At 71.8% G+C, this 16,272-nt stretch carries 16 protein-coding genes and 1 pseudogene; 6 read left to right on the top strand and 11 right to left on the bottom strand.

Annotation, left to right across the window (positions count from 1 at the left end):
- The first annotated feature begins 174 nt into the window (after positions 1-174).
- On the top strand, positions 175-1,482 hold the full coding sequence (locus O7635_RS12205) for a sensor histidine kinase (protein WP_278080524.1): 1,308 nt from the start codon (positions 175-177) through the stop codon (positions 1,480-1,482).
- Positions 1,483-1,560: 78 nt separating this feature from the next.
- The gene (locus tag O7635_RS12200) at positions 1,561-2,205 is read left to right on the top strand and encodes a response regulator transcription factor (RefSeq protein WP_278080523.1); all 645 of its coding nucleotides are present in this window, start codon (positions 1,561-1,563) and stop codon (positions 2,203-2,205) included.
- Here the strand turns inward: O7635_RS12200 and O7635_RS12195 are convergent.
- Genes O7635_RS12195 through O7635_RS12185 form a run of 3 tightly spaced genes read right to left on the bottom strand, consistent with a single transcriptional unit; the run spans position 2,194 to position 4,609 of the window.
- Positions 2,194-2,841: an HAD hydrolase-like protein gene (locus O7635_RS12195; RefSeq protein ID WP_278080522.1), complete on the bottom strand. Its 648-nt coding sequence runs from the start codon at positions 2,839-2,841 to the stop codon at positions 2,194-2,196. The two genes, O7635_RS12200 and O7635_RS12195, sit on opposite strands and share 12 nt — an antisense overlap.
- A 9-nt stretch (positions 2,842-2,850) precedes the next feature.
- Positions 2,851-3,087 (bottom strand): glutaredoxin family protein, encoded by a 237-nt coding sequence (locus O7635_RS12190; protein WP_278080521.1) that lies wholly within the window; start codon positions 3,085-3,087, stop codon positions 2,851-2,853.
- Positions 3,080-4,609, bottom strand: coding sequence for an AMP-binding protein (locus O7635_RS12185; RefSeq protein ID WP_278080520.1), 1,530 nt, complete (start codon positions 4,607-4,609; stop codon positions 3,080-3,082). Before O7635_RS12185 ends, O7635_RS12190 begins: the two co-directional genes overlap by 8 nt.
- Before the next feature lie 560 nt (positions 4,610-5,169).
- Between O7635_RS12185 and O7635_RS12180 the strand changes: the two genes are divergently transcribed.
- The 3 genes and pseudogenes from O7635_RS12180 to O7635_RS12170 all read left to right on the top strand — a co-directional run bounded on the left by O7635_RS12180 (position 5,170) and on the right by O7635_RS12170 (position 8,293).
- Positions 5,170-6,063 carry an ECF subfamily RNA polymerase sigma factor, BldN family gene (locus O7635_RS12180; protein WP_278085456.1) on the top strand — a complete coding sequence of 298 codons (894 nt, stop codon included), beginning with the start codon at positions 5,170-5,172 and terminating at the stop codon, positions 6,061-6,063.
- Positions 6,064-6,178: 115 nt separating this feature from the next.
- Positions 6,179-7,045: pseudogene (locus O7635_RS12175) on the top strand (DUF5667 domain-containing protein); the annotation flags it as partial.
- Between the two features lie 372 nt (positions 7,046-7,417).
- Positions 7,418-8,293, top strand: a complete 876-nt coding sequence (locus O7635_RS12170; protein WP_278080519.1) for an HAD-IB family hydrolase — start codon at positions 7,418-7,420, stop codon at positions 8,291-8,293.
- A gap of 11 nt (positions 8,294-8,304) precedes the next feature.
- Here O7635_RS12170 and O7635_RS12165 read toward each other — a convergent pair whose 3' ends face one another.
- The 6 genes from O7635_RS12165 to O7635_RS12140 all read right to left on the bottom strand — a co-directional run bounded on the left by O7635_RS12165 (position 8,305) and on the right by O7635_RS12140 (position 13,683).
- Positions 8,305-9,174: a lysophospholipid acyltransferase family protein gene (locus O7635_RS12165; RefSeq protein WP_278085455.1), complete on the bottom strand. Its 870-nt coding sequence runs from the start codon at positions 9,172-9,174 to the stop codon at positions 8,305-8,307.
- Between the two features lie 278 nt (positions 9,175-9,452).
- Positions 9,453-10,514 carry an NAD-dependent epimerase/dehydratase family protein gene (locus tag O7635_RS12160; RefSeq protein ID WP_278080518.1) on the bottom strand — a complete coding sequence of 354 codons (1,062 nt, stop codon included), beginning with the start codon at positions 10,512-10,514 and terminating at the stop codon, positions 9,453-9,455.
- A 104-nt stretch (positions 10,515-10,618) separates the two neighbouring features.
- Positions 10,619-10,720 carry an AURKAIP1/COX24 domain-containing protein gene (locus tag O7635_RS12155; RefSeq protein WP_007465623.1) on the bottom strand — a complete coding sequence of 34 codons (102 nt, stop codon included), beginning with the start codon at positions 10,718-10,720 and terminating at the stop codon, positions 10,619-10,621.
- 217 nt (positions 10,721-10,937) lie between these two features.
- A complete protein-coding gene (locus tag O7635_RS12150) occupies positions 10,938-11,147 on the bottom strand; it encodes a helix-turn-helix domain-containing protein (protein WP_089253551.1) in 210 nt (69 codons plus the stop codon).
- Between the two features lie 251 nt (positions 11,148-11,398).
- On the bottom strand, positions 11,399-12,709 hold the full coding sequence (locus O7635_RS12145; protein ID WP_278080517.1) for a hypothetical protein: 1,311 nt from the start codon (positions 12,707-12,709) through the stop codon (positions 11,399-11,401).
- Positions 12,710-12,762: 53 nt separating this feature from the next.
- Positions 12,763-13,683: a proline dehydrogenase family protein gene (locus tag O7635_RS12140; RefSeq protein ID WP_278080516.1), complete on the bottom strand. Its 921-nt coding sequence runs from the start codon at positions 13,681-13,683 to the stop codon at positions 12,763-12,765.
- 137 nt (positions 13,684-13,820) lie between these two features.
- Here O7635_RS12140 and O7635_RS12135 point away from each other — a divergent pair, with 137 nt between their 5' ends.
- On the top strand, positions 13,821-14,354 hold the full coding sequence (locus O7635_RS12135) for a CGNR zinc finger domain-containing protein (RefSeq protein WP_278080515.1): 534 nt from the start codon (positions 13,821-13,823) through the stop codon (positions 14,352-14,354).
- 53 nt (positions 14,355-14,407) lie between these two features.
- Here O7635_RS12135 and O7635_RS12130 read toward each other — a convergent pair whose 3' ends face one another.
- A complete protein-coding gene (locus O7635_RS12130; RefSeq protein ID WP_278080514.1) occupies positions 14,408-15,208 on the bottom strand; it encodes a sugar phosphate isomerase/epimerase in 801 nt (266 codons plus the stop codon).
- 72 nt (positions 15,209-15,280) lie between these two features.
- Positions 15,281-16,225 (bottom strand): Ppx/GppA phosphatase family protein, encoded by a 945-nt coding sequence (locus tag O7635_RS12125; protein WP_278080513.1) that lies wholly within the window; start codon positions 16,223-16,225, stop codon positions 15,281-15,283.
- Positions 16,226-16,272: the final 47 nt, after the last annotated feature.

The raw sequence follows: 16,272 nt of genomic DNA, 5'->3' as shown, positions 1-16,272 counted from the left end.
AATCGCGATCTTGAGCGCACGACGGCACCCATCCCGAAGCCGATTATTGCGTAAATGACGCCTCTACCACCAAATCCGTGACGCGGGGGGCCAGTGGTGGTACGGACAGCCCTACCCTGAAGAGGCAAGCCGACGGGATGGGGGTGAACAGGGCGGATGCCTAGCGTCGACGGCATGACAACAGCCGTCGTTCCCAGCCCCGCGGAGGCCACGCCCGCATTCCACCGTGGCATCGTGCGTCAACTGCTGACCGACTCGGCGTACGTGATCGTGGGCTTCCCGCTGGCGATCGCCGGTTTCGTCGCGTGCCTGGTCGGTCTCGTGCTCAGCGCCGGCCTGATCGTCACCGGCATCGGCCTGCCCGTGCTGGCCGGCGCCCTGCTGGTCGCCCGGTTCTTCGCCGACCTCGACCGGATGGCCATCGGCCCCGTGCTGCGGGTGCCCCGGGTCCGCCCGGAATACCGCACCGCCAGCCCCGGCGCCGGCCTGTTCCGCCGGGTCCTCGCGATCGTCGGCGACAGCCAGTCGTGGCTCGACGCCCTGCACGCCCTTGTCAAGTTCGTCCTGTCGATCTTCTCGTTCGTGGTCACCGTCACGTGGTGGGCCGGCGCGCTCGGCGGCATCACCTACTGGATGTGGGACTGGGCCATCCCCCGCGACCCCGACGAGGTCGACCTCAACACCCTGCTCGGCCTCGGCAGCGGCACCGGCCCGCGCCTCCTGGTCCACACCGTCATCGGGGTGTTCTTCCTGCTCAGCCTGCCGATCGTGGTGCGCGGCGTGGCGCTGCTCCAGGCCAGCACGAGCAAGGGGATGCTGACCGGCGTCGCCGAGATGCGCAACAGGATCACCACGCTGGAGGGCCAGCGCCGGGCCGCCGTCTCGGCCGAGGCGACCGCCCTGCGCAAGCTCGAGCGCGACATCCACGACGGCCCCCAGCAGCGGCTGGTCCGGCTCGCCATGGACCTGGGCCGGGCGCAGCAGCAGTTCGACAACGACCCCGAGGCGGCCCGCCGCACGATCGAGGAGGCGCTCACCCAGACGCGGGAGACCCTCGACGAGCTGCGCTCGCTGTCCCGCGGCATCGCCCCGCCGATCCTGGTCGACCGCGGCCTGCCCAGCGCGCTGGCCGCCCTGGCCGGCCGGGGCGTGATCCCGATCGACCTGACGGTCGACCAGAACCTGGGCACCGCCGGTGGCCGGCTCGACCCGTCCGTGGAGAGCGCCGCCTACTTCGTGGTCGCCGAGTCCCTGACCAACGTGGCCAAGCACAGCCGGGCCCAGGTGTGCCGGGTCGCGGTCAGCCGCGAGGGCAAGGACCTGCGGGTGGAGATCTCCGACGACGGTGAGGGCGGCGCCCACGTCTCCAAGGGCCACGGCCTGGCCGGTCTCGCCGACCGGGTGCACGCCGCGGGCGGCCGCCTGACGGTGACAAGCCCCGCCGGCGGCCCCACGCTGGTGCAAGCCACGCTCCCGCTGTAAAGGAACGGCCCGTTCCTAACGCTTTTCGCATAGGAACGGGCCGTTACCAACTGCGGGGCGCATCGCTAGGCTCGACCGGTGCGCATAGTGATCGCCGATGACGCGGTGCTCCTCCGCGAAGGACTGGTCCGGCTCGTCACCGAGCACGGCCACGAGGTGGCCGCCGCGGTCGGCGACGGACCGAGCCTGGTCGAGGCGATCGTCCGGGAGAAGCCCGACGTCTCGATCGTCGACGTCCGGATGCCGCCGTCCCACACCGACGAGGGCCTCAAGGCGGCGGTCGAGGCGCGCCGGCTGGTGCCGGGCACGCCGGTGCTGGTGCTCTCGCAGTACGTCGAGGTGTCGTACGCCGACGATCTGCTCGCCGACCGGGCCGGGGCGGTCGGCTACCTGCTCAAGGACCGGGTGGCGGCGATCACGGAGTTCCTCGACGCGCTCGGCCGGGTGGCCGGCGGCGGCACCGTGCTCGACCCCGAGGTGGTCGCCCAGCTGCTGGTCCGGCGGCGACGCGACGACCCGCTGCGCGAGCTGACGGCCCGCGAGCGCGAGGTGCTCGGGCTCATGGCCGAGGGCATGTCCAATACCGCGATCGCCCGCAAGCTGGTGGTCAGCGACGGCGCCGTGGAAAAGCACGTGCGCAACATCTTCACCAAGCTCCAACTGCCGCCCGACGAGGAACAGCACCGCCGGGTGCTGGCGGTCCTCGCCTACCTACGCGGCTGAGGCGAGCTGCACGGCCTCCGACAGCGACGACGCGACCGGGTGACCCGAGGCCCGCAGCCGTTCCTCGTCGGTGAACCCGCCGCTGTAGAGCACGCACCCGGCCCCGACGGAGCGCGCCGCGTCGGCGTCGTCGAGCGAGTCCCCGATCAGCACGGCAGACCCACCGTCGACCTCGAGCGCCGCCAGATGCCGCGCGAGGTGACCCGCCTTGAACGCCCGGTCACCGCCGAGCGCCACCTGCACCCCGTCGACCCGCCGGAACCGGCCGTCGAGCCCGAACGCGGTCACGGCCGGCACCAGGTCCTCGTGGAACCACATGGACAGCAGCGACTGCGTGCCCGGCCACGACAGCATCGCGTTCACCGCGTCGTCGGCCAGCGCGCAGGTGGTCAGCCCGGCCCGGTAGGCGTCGTGGAAGATCGCGTCGAGCCGGTCGAACTCGTCGGCGTCGACGGCCCGCCCCAGCACCATCGCGTAGTAGTCGGCGACCGGGCGCACGAAATGCCGCCGGTGGTGATCGGCGGTCACCGGCAGGCCACCCGCCGTGGCCAGGGCGTGGTTGGTCGCCGACAGCACCAGCTCGAAGTCGTTGAGCAGCGTGCCGTTCCAGTCCCAGACCAGGTGCGTGCGCGTCACGCGACGACTCTACTCACCGAGATCCCGGGCGAGCCGGTCCTCCTCGACCCGCCAGTAGCCGTGCTCCCGGCCGTCCAGCAGCACCACCGGCAGCCGGTCGCCGTAGTCGCGTTCGAGCTCGATGTCCTCGTCGACCGAACGCTCGGCCCAGGGCTCGCCGGTGCGCTCGGTGACCCGGTCGAGCGCCGCGCGGGCCGCGTCGCACAGGTGACACTCGGCCCGGGTGAGCAGCGTGACCCTAGGCATCGTCGCCCCGCAGCTCGGCCTTGCGCACCTTGCCGATCGCCGAGTGCGGCAGCTCGGGCACGAACTCCAGCGCGGTCGGCGTCTTGAACCGGGCCAGGTTCTGTTCGGCGTGGCCGAGCAGCTCCTCCGGTTCCACGTCGGTCCCCGGCGTCCGCACCACGAACGCCTTGACGGACTGCCCGGTGTAGGGATGCGGCACGCCGATCACGGCCGCCTCCGCGACGCCCGGATGGGCTTCGAGAACCTGTTCCACCTCGCGAGGGTAGACGTTGAAGCCGTTGACGATCACCAGCTCACCCCGGCGGTCGACGAGGAACAGATCACCGTCGGCATCGGCGTACGCGATGTCGCCCGTCGCCCACCAGCCGTCGGCGTCAGGACCGTCGCGGCCGTCGGGCCAGTAGCCGTCGAACAGGTTGGCGCCGCGCACGACGATCTCGCCCGGATCCGTCTCCGGCGGCCCGACCTCGAGGTCGAACTCGTCACCGTCCAGCTCGGACACGTCCGCGACGTCGGCGCCGTCGGGCGAGACGAGCCGGAGCTCGATGCCGGGCAGCGGCCGGCCGATCGAACCGGGCTTGGGCTCGGGACTGAGCAATGTGGAGGTCACCACCGGCGCGGTCTCCGTCAGCCCGTAGCCGACGAAGACCGGCAGCGAGGTCGCGCGGGTGAACCGGGCCGCGGTCTCGGGGTCGAGCGGGGCCGCGCCGCACACGGCCACGCGTACGGTCGCCATCGCCTGGTCCAGGCCGGGCAGCAGCGACCACGCCTGGAACATGGACGGGACGCCGACCAGCCCGGTCACGCCGAGGCGGGCGACGACGGCGAGCGAGTCGGCCGGGTCGAAGCGCTCGATCAGCACGCCGGTCGCCCCGTGGTAGGCGACGGCGCCGAGGCCAGAGTTGAGCCCGTAGGCGTGGAACAGCGGCAGCGCGAGCAGCACCGTGTCGTCGGGCCCGACCACGGCCGGCGTCACGGCGCCGATCTGCTCGTGGTTGGCCAGCAGCGCCCGGTGACTGAGCATCGCGCCCTTGGGCCGGCCCTCGGTCCCCGAGGTGTAGAGCAGCACGGCCAGGTTATGGAAGCGGGCGGCGGCGGTGGCCTCGCCCGACTCCGGCAACCGGTCGACGATGCGGGCCAGGTCGGGCAGGTCTTCGCGTACGCCCTCGACGACCCGGGCCACGTCGGGGCTGGCGACCAGCACGGACGCACCGGAGTCGGCCAGCACGTGGCGCAGCTCGCGGGCCGTGAACTGCGGGTTGACCGGCACCGCGACAAGTCCCGCGCGGAGCACCCCGAAGAAGGTCACCGCGTAGCGGAGTGAGTTGGGTAACGCGAGCGCAACCCGCGCCCCGGTCGGCAGGTTGAGCCCGACGAGCGCGGCCGCGGCGGCGTCGACGCGGCGGTCGAGCTCGGCCCAGCTCAACGTCGTGTCGTGCCAGATCAGCGCGGTCTTGTCGGGCGTCGCGGCAGCGGCTGCCGCCACCCGGTCGGCAAGTGTGTCGGAACGGCGGTCCACCACGGTCGCCGAGTCTGGCACAGTGTCGCCCGCGATGGCGATGGTCGTGCGTCGCCCGGGGTGTTGTGCGAGTGTGCGACCGAAATCCCACCGACGGGACTGCCGGCGTAAACCGACGAGCCACCCGCGTGTCGCCGATCGGCCAGACGCAGCGTCACACATCGGCGTGTCGCGATTCGGCGTGTCGCATGCTTTCCGCAGGTCGCGGCCGTCGCCCGAGAAGGTGGCTGAGGTCCAGTAGCGGACAAGATGTGCGACACGTTCAGGTGGTATCGGGAAATACTTCGGCTCTGTGTAACGGACTCCCCACACGTGGGTGATGTTGGCCCTACTATCTTTGGGTCGGCTCACCCCTTTTGTATGTGAGTCACACCCCTCATCCCCGAGGAGGCCGCTGTGCCCATAGACGCGCTGCATGAGCACCTATGTCCGGGTGTCGACTCGACGTGGCCGATCCCGGCTCGCGGCCAGGAGGGCGGCAAGTGACGGCCTACAGCTACCCCGCTGATGTTGCGTTCGGCTTCGACGCAGGCCTGACGGCGCTGCGCCGATCGCTGCGGGAGATGCGGAGCCTCGACATTCGAGGTGACGGATCCACCTGGCGCGGCGACGGTCCCGTCGCCGACGGGGGCGCCCGGCGGACCCGCAACCGGCCGCACACCGACCTCCCTGGTCGCCCCGTCGGCCCGGGCAGCAACGCCAAGCAGGTGGGCGGCGGCCGCGTGGGCACGCCCAACCGGCCGACCATGCCGGCCCAGCCCGGCGTCGGCCAGAGCCCGGCCGAGAGCGGCGAGACCGCGGTGCTGCCGGCCGTCCCACCGATCGCCGAGCAGCGCACCGGCGGCTCCGGCGGCGCACCGACGCAATACCCGTCGCGCCCCGACCCGTCCGACCCGGCGACCGAGGTCTGGACGCTGGTCGAGCGGGCGCAGGCCGGCGAGGCCGAGGCGTTCGGGCTGATCTACGACCGCTACGTCGACACCGTCTTCCGGTTCGTCTACTTCCGCGTCGGCAACCGCCAGCTCGCGGAAGACCTGACCTCCGACACGTTCCTGCGGGCGCTCAAGCGCATCGGCAGCTTCACGTGGCAGGGCCGCGACCTCGGCGCGTGGCTGGTCACCATCGCCCGCAACCTGGTCGCCGACCACTTCAAGTCGGGCCGCTACCGGCTCGAGGTGACCACCGGCGACGTGCTCGACGCCGACCGCGAGGACCGCGGCCCCGAGGGCAGCCCGGAAGCGGCCGTGGTCGACCACATCACCAACGTGGCCCTGCTCACGGCGGTCAAGCAGCTCAACCCCGAGCAGCAGGAATGCATCGTGCTGCGCTTCCTGCAGGGCTTCTCCGTGGCCGAGACCGCGCAGGCCATGGGCAAGAACGAGGGCGCCATCAAGGCGCTGCAATACCGGGCTGTCAGGGCGCTCGCCCGGCTGCTTCCCGACGGGTTCCAACCGTGACGGGTGGCGGGCGCCCCGTAACTTTTCGTGCCTTACGACAGTTGAACTCGATGCGTCCGGTGATGGGTCTCCATCCCGGCAACACTGTCGTAACCAGCGAAGGGGGGTGCCCGCGGTGAACTCCGTGCTTTTCCACCGGCGGCGCGCCGAGCGCTTCGCCCAGCTTCTCGACGAGGCCCACGGCGGCCGTCGTCACCACGTACGGTCTTCGGTCGACAACGATCTCGCGGATGTCGTGGCTGTCGGGCATCGGGTGTCGGCGCTCAAACACTCGGTCGACGTCGACGTCGACCCCGAGTTCCGGATGAGCCTCCGGGCGGCGCTGGTCGCCGCGGCGGAGCGCGAAGGGATCGGCAACATCGCCGACACCGGCGCGACCGTCGACCTCGTGGCGTTCCGGGCCGCGGCCAACGCGCCGAAGCAACGGGCCCGCCGGCTCCGCACCCGGGGCGCGATCCTGGCCGGCGTCGCCGTCGGCGCGATCGCCATCTCGGGCATGTCGGCCGCCAGCGAGAACGCCGTGCCGGGCGATGCGCTCTACGGGGTCAAGCGGTCCACGGAGCGGGCTCAGCTCGCGCTGGCCAGCTCCGACCTGTCCAAGGGCCAGCTGTTCCTCGACTTCGCCCGCAACCGCCTCAACGAGGCGCGGGCCGTCGGCGACGGCGACGGGTTCGCCCGGGCGCTCGACGACATGGACGCCAACACCACCGAGGGCGTCAAGCTGCTCACCACCACGGCGACGCAGCGCAGAGAGATGGCCGCGCTCGACGCGATCGACGCGTTCCTCAAGCGGCAGCGCACCGACGTGGGTGGCCTGGTCAGCGGCACCACCGGTCCGCGCCAGGAGCGCGCGCTGACCTCGGTCGCCCTGCTGCTCTCGGCGGAGAAGCGGTCCGACGAGCTGCGCCGCTCCCTCGAGTGCGGCGCGACCGCCGAGTCGACCGCCGACGCGCTGGGTCCGCTGCCGGGTGCCTGCCCGGCGGGCAGCGCGCCGGCCGACGCTCCGGCCGACAAGTCGCAGCCCGGTGGCGACACCACCGGCCGGGCCGACGACGTGCGGCCCGAGAAGACCGACCCCCGCCCGGACCAGCCCGACGCGCCGGCTCCGCCGAACGCTCCCGGCTCCGCCGACCGCTCGGGTTCGAGCCCGGCGCCGGGCAACACGCCGACTCCGGCGCCGAGCGGCGGCGGCCTCGTCGAAGACCTCGGTGACCTGCTCGGCGGGCTCGTTCCCTGAGGGAGTTACCACGATCGGGGCGTTCTCCACTCCGGGGAACGCCTCGATCGCTGTAGGGGCGGGTTCGTCCGGATACCCTCGGTCGAGGGCCCAGGCGGCAGATCCGGAGGTAGCGGCGTGGCATCGGAGCACCGGCTGACTATCAGCACGGACGCGCACGGTCACACCGCCGGCTGGGCCGCGGCGGATTTCGAAGCCGCGCTCGAGGTCGACGTCGACAAGAGCGCCGCCGCCTTCTTCGACATCGACAACACGATGCTGCAGGGCGCCTCGATCTACTGGATCGCCCGCGGGCTGGCCGCCCGGCGCTACTTCACCACCACCGACCTGGCCCGGTTCGCGTGGCAGCAGGCCCGCTACCGGCTGCTGGCGGCCGAGCACGCCGGTGACATGTCCAACGCCAAGAAGGTCGCGTTGGCGTTCATCGAGGGCTGGCGGGTCGACGACATCGAACGGCTCACCGAAGAGATCTTCGACGAGCTGATGGCGCCCCGGATCTGGTCCGGTACGCGCGCCCTCGCGCAATTGCATCTCGACGCCGGCGAGCGCGTCTGGCTGGTCAGCGCGGCCCCGGTGGAGATCGGCCGGGTGATCGCCCAGCGACTCGGGCTCACGGGCGCGATCGGCACGGTGGCCGAGGTGCTCGACGGCGCGTACACCGGGCGGTTGGTCGGCGACCTCATGCACGGCCCGGCAAAGGCCGACGCGATCACGCAGCTGGCCAACGTCGAAGGGCTCGACCTGCGGCGGTGCACCGCCTACAGCGACTCGATCAACGACCTGCCGATGCTGTCGGCGGTCGGGCACGCGGTCGCGGTCAACCCCGATGCCGCGCTGGCCCGGGCCGCCCGCGAGCAAGGCTGGGAAATGCGCGACTTCCGCACCGGCCGCAAGGCGGTCAAGGTGGCGGTGCCGTCGACGCTGGCCGCCGGCCTGCTTGCCGGCGCGATCACGACCGCGCTGGCCGTCCGCCGTCGCCGCCGCGCCACCTGACCTCCTTCGGCTTAGCGGCCGAACGGGTCCGGGCGGCGCTCCAGGAGCGTGTGCAGGGTCTGCTGGATGGTCTCCCGCACCTGGTCGGCCAGGTTGAAGACGACCAGCGGGTCGTCGGCCTGGTCGCGCAGGTGGGCGGTGGGGATCGGCGCGGAGAACTCGATCAGCCACTTGCTCGGCAGGGGCACCATGCCCAGCGGCCCGAGCCAGGGGAAGGTCGGGGTCACCGGGAAGTACGGGATGCCGAGCAGGCGGGCCAGCGGCTTGATGTCGGCCAGCATCGGATAGATCTCCTCAGCGCCGACGATGGCGGCCGGGACGATCGGGGTGCCGGTGCGCAGGGCGGCCGACACGAAGCCACCGCGGCCGAAGCGCTGGAGCTTGTAGCGCTGGGCGTACTGCTTGCCCACGCCCTTGAAGCCCTCGGGGAAGACGCCGACGAGCTCGCCGTTGCGGAGCAGGCGCTCGGCGTCGGGGTTGCAGGCGACCGTGCCGCCCGACTTGCGCGCCAGCTCGGAGACGATCGGCATGCGGAACACCAGGTCGGCGCCGAGCAGCCGCAGGTGGCGACGGTTGGGCGTGCGGTCGTTGACGGCCGTGGCCAGCATGACCGCGTCGAGCGCGAGGGTGCCGGAGTGGTTGCCGACCACGAGCGCTGAGCCGTGCGCCGGCAGGTTCTCCACGCCGAAAACCTCGGTGCGGAACCAGTCGCGGTAGAGCAGCCGGAGCATCGGCAGGAACACCTTGTCGGTGAGCTCCGGGTCGAAGCCGAACTCGTCGACCTCGTAGTCACCGGCCAGCCGGCGGCGCAGGAAGGCGAGACCCTTGGCGACCCGCTGATCCCAGATGTCGCCGGGCCGGTCTGCCACCGCCGGCGGCAGCGGGCCTGGCCGAGTTCCGTTGCCAGCCCCTGCGGCCGCGCCGCCCGTGGCCGCGCCGCCCGTGGCCGCGCCGCCCGTGGGCGCGGTGGTTCCGGGCTTGCGCGTCCCGTTCGAGGCGTGCGGCTCGCTGCCGTTGGCCGACGGCGGGTCGATCGGGAACTCGGCGCCCGGCAGGACCGGCGGCCGCGCGGCACCGTTGGACTTTTGCGCCGGTGTGCGGCGGGTGCTCTTGTGGGCGCTCTTGCGCGGCGGCCGGTCGGGTCGGCTCTGGTCGTCGGTCATGCCTTCTCCTGCACAGTCGCGCGTGCCTGGCGGATCCCGTCGAGGATCGCTCGTTCGGCGATGGCCAGCTGCTCCCGGCGGAGCACAGCGCCGCCGCGGTGGCCGGCGACGAAGTCGTCGAACGCGTCGGCGGTGCTGCGCGGGGCGTAGCCGAACTCGTCGACCAGTTTGCTCGTGTCGACCACGCGGCCGTGCACGAACAGGTCGACCTGGTCGAGTCCGTAGCCGCTGCGACCGAGGTTGCGGACGAGGTTGGACGCGGCGGACAGCCCGGGTTCGAGCACCGGCACCGGTATCCGGCCGGCCCGGCGGATCGCCTGGGACAGCGAGAGCACACCCGCGCCGGCGACGTTGAACGTGCCGGGGTGGTCGTCGACGACGGACCGGTGCACGATCTCCAGCGCGTCGTCGATGTGCAGGAACTGCAGGCGCGGGTCGCGGCCGAGCACGGTCGGGACGACCGGCCGGGAGAAGTAGCGGGTCAGCGTCGTGTCGGCGCTCGAGCCGATGAACGGCGCGAAGCGCAGCACGGTCGCCGTGACGTCGGCCCGGCGGCGCCGGAAGCCTCGTACGTAGCCCTCGATGTCGAGGATGTCGCGGGCGAACCCACCGCGGGGCACCTCGCGCGGCTCGGTGTCCTCGGTGAACACGGCCGGGTCGCGGAACGACGCGCCGTAGGCGGCCGTCGACGAACGCATCACCAGCTTGCGCAGCCGCGGCGCCTGCTGGCAGGCGGCGAGCAGCTGCATCGTGCCGATGACGTTCTGCTCTTTCATGGCCGCCCGGCCGCCGTGCTGCGGATCCGGCGCCGTGGCCAGGGCGAGATGGACCACCGCCTCGGCTTCGAGGTCGGCGATCACGGTGCTGGCCGAGCCGGCGTCGCCATGCACCTGCTCGACACCGTCGAGCAGGTGGGCGAACTCGGGTGGCGGCGGGTTCGGGTCGAGCCCCACCACCCTGACGATCCGGTCGTCGGCGGCCAGCCGGGCGGCGACGTGCGCGCCCAGGTAGCGGCTGACGCCGGTGACGACAACCGAACCTGTTGGTCGCGACCTCACGTTGGCCTCCGGTCGAGTGCTCAGGAGGGTGCCGCGCGGACGCGCCGGGCCGCTAGCCCCGGGCCAGTGGCCCGGGGTCGGGCCTCAGGCGGCCCGGGCCGGCGTCACTTGCCGAGACGACGACGCTGGACGCGGGTCTTGCGCAGCAGCTTGCGGTGCTTCTTCTTGGCCATACGCTTGCGGCGCTTCTTGACCACCGAGCCCATACGACAGCCCTCTCCCAGTGAACGTGCGACATGCGTCGGACGTCACGGGGAGGTGCGGCCGACAGCGAACTGACATCGGATCCGACCTGGCGTTGCCGGCGCATCGCGCCACAGCGGGGTCAGAATCGCGATCCAGGGTACGCGTCGCCTGTCACGGCGACCAAAGCGACCCCGGCCGCGGGGCCGGACAGGCCCCGCGGCCGGCTCCCTGTCGCTCTTATGCGGACTCTTGGAACGCGCCGCGTAGGTATTCGTTCACGGCGTGCTCCGGAACCCGGAACGATCGACCGACGCGCACCGCGGTGAGATCACCCGAATGCACCAAGCGGTAGACCGTCATCTTTGACACCCGCATCAATGTCGCCACTTCGGCGACCGTGAGGAACTTGACCTCCGACAGCCTGTCGGCTTGTGGTGATCCTGCCATGGCTCACCAACCAATCCATCCCCGGCGCGCGCCGTCAGTCGCGCGTGTAACTAGTACGGTAACGGTGCCGCTGTTACCGGCGCGATGCCTTCGCGGATTTGATCATGATCCGTCAACTCAACTCACCGAGTTTTCCCGAAATTCACCCCTAAAGGGGACATTTCGAAGGCGTCGAATGAGGCAGCCGTGACCGGTGACCCAAGACCTTGGTCGGCCGGGCGGCCGGCGCGTACGGTCGCCGCGGAGTTCGATCAGCCGGCGGCGGCGCGTACGGCGGCCACGCACTGGTCGTTGAGCAGTGACCACGGCTCGCCGAAGACTTCCCGGCTCGCATCGTCGATCGGCAGTCGATCATGGGTGAGCGCCTTCATGAACGCCAGCACGTCCGGCTCCCCGAAGCGCTCCGCCAACTGCCGCACCGCGAGATAACCGATGCCATAGGCCCCGGCGACCTCCCAGTCGGCCGCGCCATCGGCGATCTTGAGGTCTTGCAGCGGGCCGGACCAGCCGCGCTCCCGGACGACCTTGCGTACCTCTTCGATGCCCTCGTAGGACTGCGGCGCCGCGCCGCCGGAGGCCGCCAGCTCGGCGATGCCCTCGACCAGCCACCAGGCCGACGTCGGGAAGCCGTTGGCAGGCATCGTCGCGGCGTGCGTCATCTCGTGGCGGAGTAGGTCGTCGAGGTTGTTGCGCTGCGGCGCGGCCGCGTTGATCACGACGTCGACCTGGTCGCCGCCGACCGGCAGCGCGTATCCGGCGGTCCAGGACGGCCGCTTGCCGCCGAACCAGCGCTTCCACTGCGCCGGACCCGCGTAGAACACCTCGTAGTGGGACGGCGGCGGCCCGCCGACCGCGTAGCGGTCGGCGACGACGGCGGCCCGCTCGGCCTCGGCCAGCACCGTCTTGAGCTGGCCGCGCAGCGCCTGCGTCGTGGCCACCACGACCCGCTTGCCGGTCGCCACCACCAGCTGGTCGACCTCCCAGGGGCGGGGACCGTCGTACGTGGACATCGAGGGCTCGATCGCGGTCAGCTTGAGCCCGGCGGCGGTGTCCGCCCACACCGTGCCGTAGGTGATGCTCATCGGCGCGCAGTCGGGCTCGACGAAGCAGTGGTCGACCTCGACCAGCGCCCGCCACTTGCGCGGGCCGACCGACGACGGGATGGCCTCGGCGGACGGCGACCACCGGCTGATCTTCATCGCCCGCAGGGACGCGAACTGCGCCCGCAGGGTCCTGGCGGCCGGGCTCGCCGGGTCGGCCGTGCCCACGAACTTCGCCTGGTCGCCGCCGAGCAGCGCGGCGCCCTGTGCGGTCAGTGCCGCGCCGATCTGGTCTCTGAGCCAGGCGGCGGTGACCCGCTCGGCGTCGCCGGCGACGGGGCTGCGGGCCGGCTCGGCCTTGGGCGCCGGAGTGGCGGGCCAGGCGGGGGTGTCGAGGCCGCGGAACACCACGACGCCCACCCCGACCGGCGCGACGCACAGCACGAGCGCGGCGACCAGGCCGAGGGGAAGCCACAACGACCACCGCCGGCGTGGCGCCGGCGCACCTGTCTCCTCAGCCATCCGGGCGAGATTAAGGCCAACCACCCGATCGAGGGATCAGCCGTACGGCCGAGTTACTTGCGGGACTTCACGGCCCGCGCGAAGAACAGCAGGTTGGCCGGGCGCTCCGCCAGACGGCGCATCATGTAGCCGTACCAGTCGTTGCCGTAGGGCACGTAGACCCGCACCGTGTAGCCCTCGCCGGCCAGCCGCAGCTGCTCGTCGGGGCGCACGCCGTGCAGCAGCTGGAACTCGAACGCGTCGGGCGACCGGTCGAACCAGCGGGCCCGGTCCTCGCCGATCGCGATCAGCCGCGGGTCGTGCGTGGCCAGCATCGGGTAGCCCTCGCCGGACATCAGGATGTTCATGCATCGCACGTAGGACTTGTCGACGTCGATCGCCGATTGGAACGCCACCGACTCAGGCTCCTTGTAGGCACCCTTGCAGAGCCGCACGCGAGACCCGACAGTGGCCAGCTCGCGGCAGTCCGCCTCGGTGCGCCGCAGGTAGGCCTGGAGCACCGCGCCCGTGGTCGGGTAGTCGAGCCGCAGCTTGGCCAGGATCTCCAGGGTGGAGTCCGTGGTGGTGTGGTCCTCCATGTCGAGGGTCACCGTGGTGCCCGCGTTGGCGGCGGCCGCGCAGATCTGCCGCGCCAGGTCGTACGAGAGCTGCTCGTCGAACTTCTGCCCCAGCGCGGAGAGCTTGACGCTGACCTCGGCGGCCGGGGTCAGGCCGGCGCCGGACAGCGCGCCGAGCAGCGCCAGGTATTCGTCCTTGATGGCGATCGCCTGGTCGGGGTTGACGGTGTCCTCGCCGAGGTGGTCGAGCGTCACCGCCAGGCCGTCGCCGACCAGGTCGCGGGTCGTGTGCAGCGCGTCGTCGGCGGTCGTGCCGGCGATGAAGCGGTGGACGACGTCGCGGGTGAGCGGTGCCGTCTCGACGAGCCGCTCGACCCGGGATGACCGGGAGGCGGCGAGGATGACCGAACGGAGCATGACGGCAGCGTAACGCCCGTACGCGTGGGGTTCTCGGCGAGCTTGGCAAGCGCTCATGATCACTTAGCGGAAGGGCACGGTCGCGGAGTGACCCGACGGACGAGGCACCGGAGTTCCGCGTCGTCTACGGTTGTCGGGTGAACTTCGATGCGTACGCGCGCACCGCCGTTGACCTGGTCAACGCCCCGATGGCGGGCATCGACGACCTGCGGGCCGTCTTCGCCGGCGACAACGTCTGGATGCGCGACGAGGTCACCGAGCGTGATGTGACGATGTTCCGCCGCGCCCAGAAGCGGCTGCGCGACGTCTTCCAGCTCGGCAGCGCGGGCCGCGACACCGAGGCGGTCAACGAGATCAATTCCCTGTTGAAGGACCATCCGGTCCAGCCGAGGATCTCCGGGCACGACGCGAGCGACTGGCACATGCACGTCACCAGCCGAGGCGCGTCGGCCAGTGCGGAGTTCCTCGCCGCGGCGGTCTGGGGCCTGGCGGTCTGGCTGTGCACCCATGGCAGCGCCCGGTTCGGCGTCTGCGCCGACGACCGGTGCGGCAACGTCTACCTCGACACGTCGTCGAACAACTGCCGCCGGTTCTGCTCGGAGCGCTGCGCCACCCGGTCGCACGTCGCCGCGCACCGGGCCCGCAAGCGGGCCACCCTCGCGGGCGTCTAGCCGTTAGGAACGGGCCGTTCCTATGCGGAAAGCGTTAGGAACGGGCCGTTCCTTCAGACCTTGGCCGGCGCCGGCAGGTGGGCGCGGGCGAACTCGAGCGCGGCGCCCAGGTCGGCCTCGCGGATCGAGCGGCTCTTGGCGCCCCGGGTGTTGACCTCCACGGCGATCGAGCCGCGGAAGCCCCGCCCGGCCAGCGACTCGAGCAGTTCGCCGCAGGGCTGGTTGCCGCGCCCGGGCACCAGGTGCTCGTCGCGCCCCTCGCCGCTGCCGTCGCCCAGGTGCACGTGCCGGAGCCCGTCGCCCATCGTGTCGGCCAGCGCCAGCGCGTCGGTGCGCGACGCCGCGCAGTGCGACAGGTCCAGGGTGTACGCCGCGAAGCCCGTCTCGGTCGGGTTCCAGCCCGGCTGGTAGGGCACGAACTCGCGCCCGGCCATGCGTACCGGGAACATGTTCTCGATCGCGAAGGTCAGATCGCTGTGCTTGTTTTCGATGCGCTCGAGCCCCGGCTGGAACGACCGGGCGTAGTCGCGCTGCCACGTGAACGGCGGGTGCACCACCACGGTCGGCGCCTCGACGGCCTCGGCCAGCTCGGCCGCGCGGCGCAGCCGCTCCCACGGGTCGGAGCTCCACACCCGCTGGGTGACCAGGAGACAGGGCGCGTGCACGGACAGCACCGGCACGCCGTAGTGGGACGCCAGCCCGCGCAGGGCGCCGGCGTCCTGGCTCACCGCGTCGGTCCAGACCATCACTTCGACGCCGTCGTAGCCCAGCCGCGCGGCCATCTCGAAGGCGGCGGCGGTTGGCTCGGGGAAGACCGAAGAGCTTGACAGCAGTACGGGGGTGCGCGAGGTCACGACTGTCAGGGTAGCCCTAGGTGGCCTGGACCACTCGGACGAGCCACCCCAAATCCACTGTTTAAGGCCTGCCTAAGCCGATTCAAGCTGATCGAGGCGGCGCAGGATGACTCCCTCCCGCAGCGCCCAGGGGCAGATGTCGACCGCGTCGATCTGGAGCCGGCGCAGCACCGCCTCGGCCACCACCGCGCCGGCCAGCAGCTGGTGCGAGCGGCTGGCGCTGACCCCTTCCAGCTCGTAGACCTGGCGCGGCGGGATCAGCCGGATGAAGCCCAGCACCTGCCGCAGGCCGTGGGCCGGCAGGGCGCGCGGCTCCCACAGCCCCTGCCGCGACGGGGCCGCGCCGGCGAGCCGGGCCAGCGTGCGGAACGTCTTCGAGGTCGCCACGGCCCGGTCCCACTTGACGTCGGCCAGCTTGGAGCCGGCGTTGGCGAGTTGCTTCTCCACGTACGCCTGGAGGTCGTCGACAGCCTTGGGCGGCGGTGGGGTCGAGGTGGCCGCGTCGACCTGGAGCCGCTCCCGGCTGAGCCGGCCGGCGCCGAGCGGCAGCGACATCGCCAGGTCCGGCGTCTCGTCTATGCCGGCCGCGATCTCCAGCGAGCCGCCGCCGATGTCGAGCACCAGCAGCCGACCCGCCGACCAACCGAACCAGCGCCGCACGGCGAGGAAGGTCGCCCGCGCCTCGTCGGCGCCGGAGAGCACCTGCAGGCGTACGCCGGTCTCCTTGCGCACCCGCGACAGCACCTCCTGCGAGTTGGTGGCGTCCCGGACCGCCGAGGTGGCGAACGCGAGCAGATCGTCGGCCTTGAGCCGGCGCGCGCTGACCTTGGCGTCGTGCACGGTCTTGACCAGGGCGTCCGCGCCGGCCTTGGTGAGCGCGCCGTCGGGGCCGATCTGCTCGGCCAGCCGCAGCACGGACTTCTCCGAGTGCGCCGGCCACGGGTGGGCGCCATGGTGCGCGTCGACCAGCAGGAGATGCACGGTGTTGGAACCGACGTCGAGTACGCCCAGCCTCATGCCCGCACCTTATGACGCACCGCCGGTTGCCGTGCGGCACGCCTGCT

Source organism: Asanoa sp. WMMD1127 (genome assembly GCF_029626225.1).
Classification (GTDB): Bacteria; Actinomycetota; Actinomycetes; order Mycobacteriales; family Micromonosporaceae; genus Asanoa.
This window is presented reverse-complemented; position numbering and strand designations above follow the sequence as displayed.

What these genes read in the sequence shown, in the direction of transcription:
- O7635_RS12190 (WP_278080521.1), bottom strand. Translation starts at nt 3,087, where the DNA reads ATGCCTAGGGTCACGCTGCTCACCCGGGCCGAGTGTCACCTGTGCGAC.
- O7635_RS12140 (WP_278080516.1), bottom strand. Translation starts at nt 13,683, where the DNA reads ATGCTCCGTTCGGTCATCCTCGCCGCCTCCCGGTCATCCCGGGTCGAG.
- O7635_RS12180 (WP_278085456.1), top strand. Translation starts at nt 5,170, where the DNA reads ATGCGGAGCCTCGACATTCGAGGTGACGGATCCACCTGGCGCGGCGAC.
- O7635_RS12145 (WP_278080517.1), bottom strand. Translation starts at nt 12,709, where the DNA reads ATGGCTGAGGAGACAGGTGCGCCGGCGCCACGCCGGCGGTGGTCGTTG.
- O7635_RS12125 (WP_278080513.1), bottom strand. Translation starts at nt 16,225, where the DNA reads ATGAGGCTGGGCGTACTCGACGTCGGTTCCAACACCGTGCATCTCCTG.
- O7635_RS12155 (WP_007465623.1), bottom strand. Translation starts at nt 10,720, where the DNA reads ATGGGCTCGGTGGTCAAGAAGCGCCGCAAGCGTATGGCCAAGAAGAAG.
- O7635_RS12150 (WP_089253551.1), bottom strand. Translation starts at nt 11,147, where the DNA reads ATGGCAGGATCACCACAAGCCGACAGGCTGTCGGAGGTCAAGTTCCTC.
- O7635_RS12205 (WP_278080524.1), top strand. Translation starts at nt 175, where the DNA reads ATGACAACAGCCGTCGTTCCCAGCCCCGCGGAGGCCACGCCCGCATTC.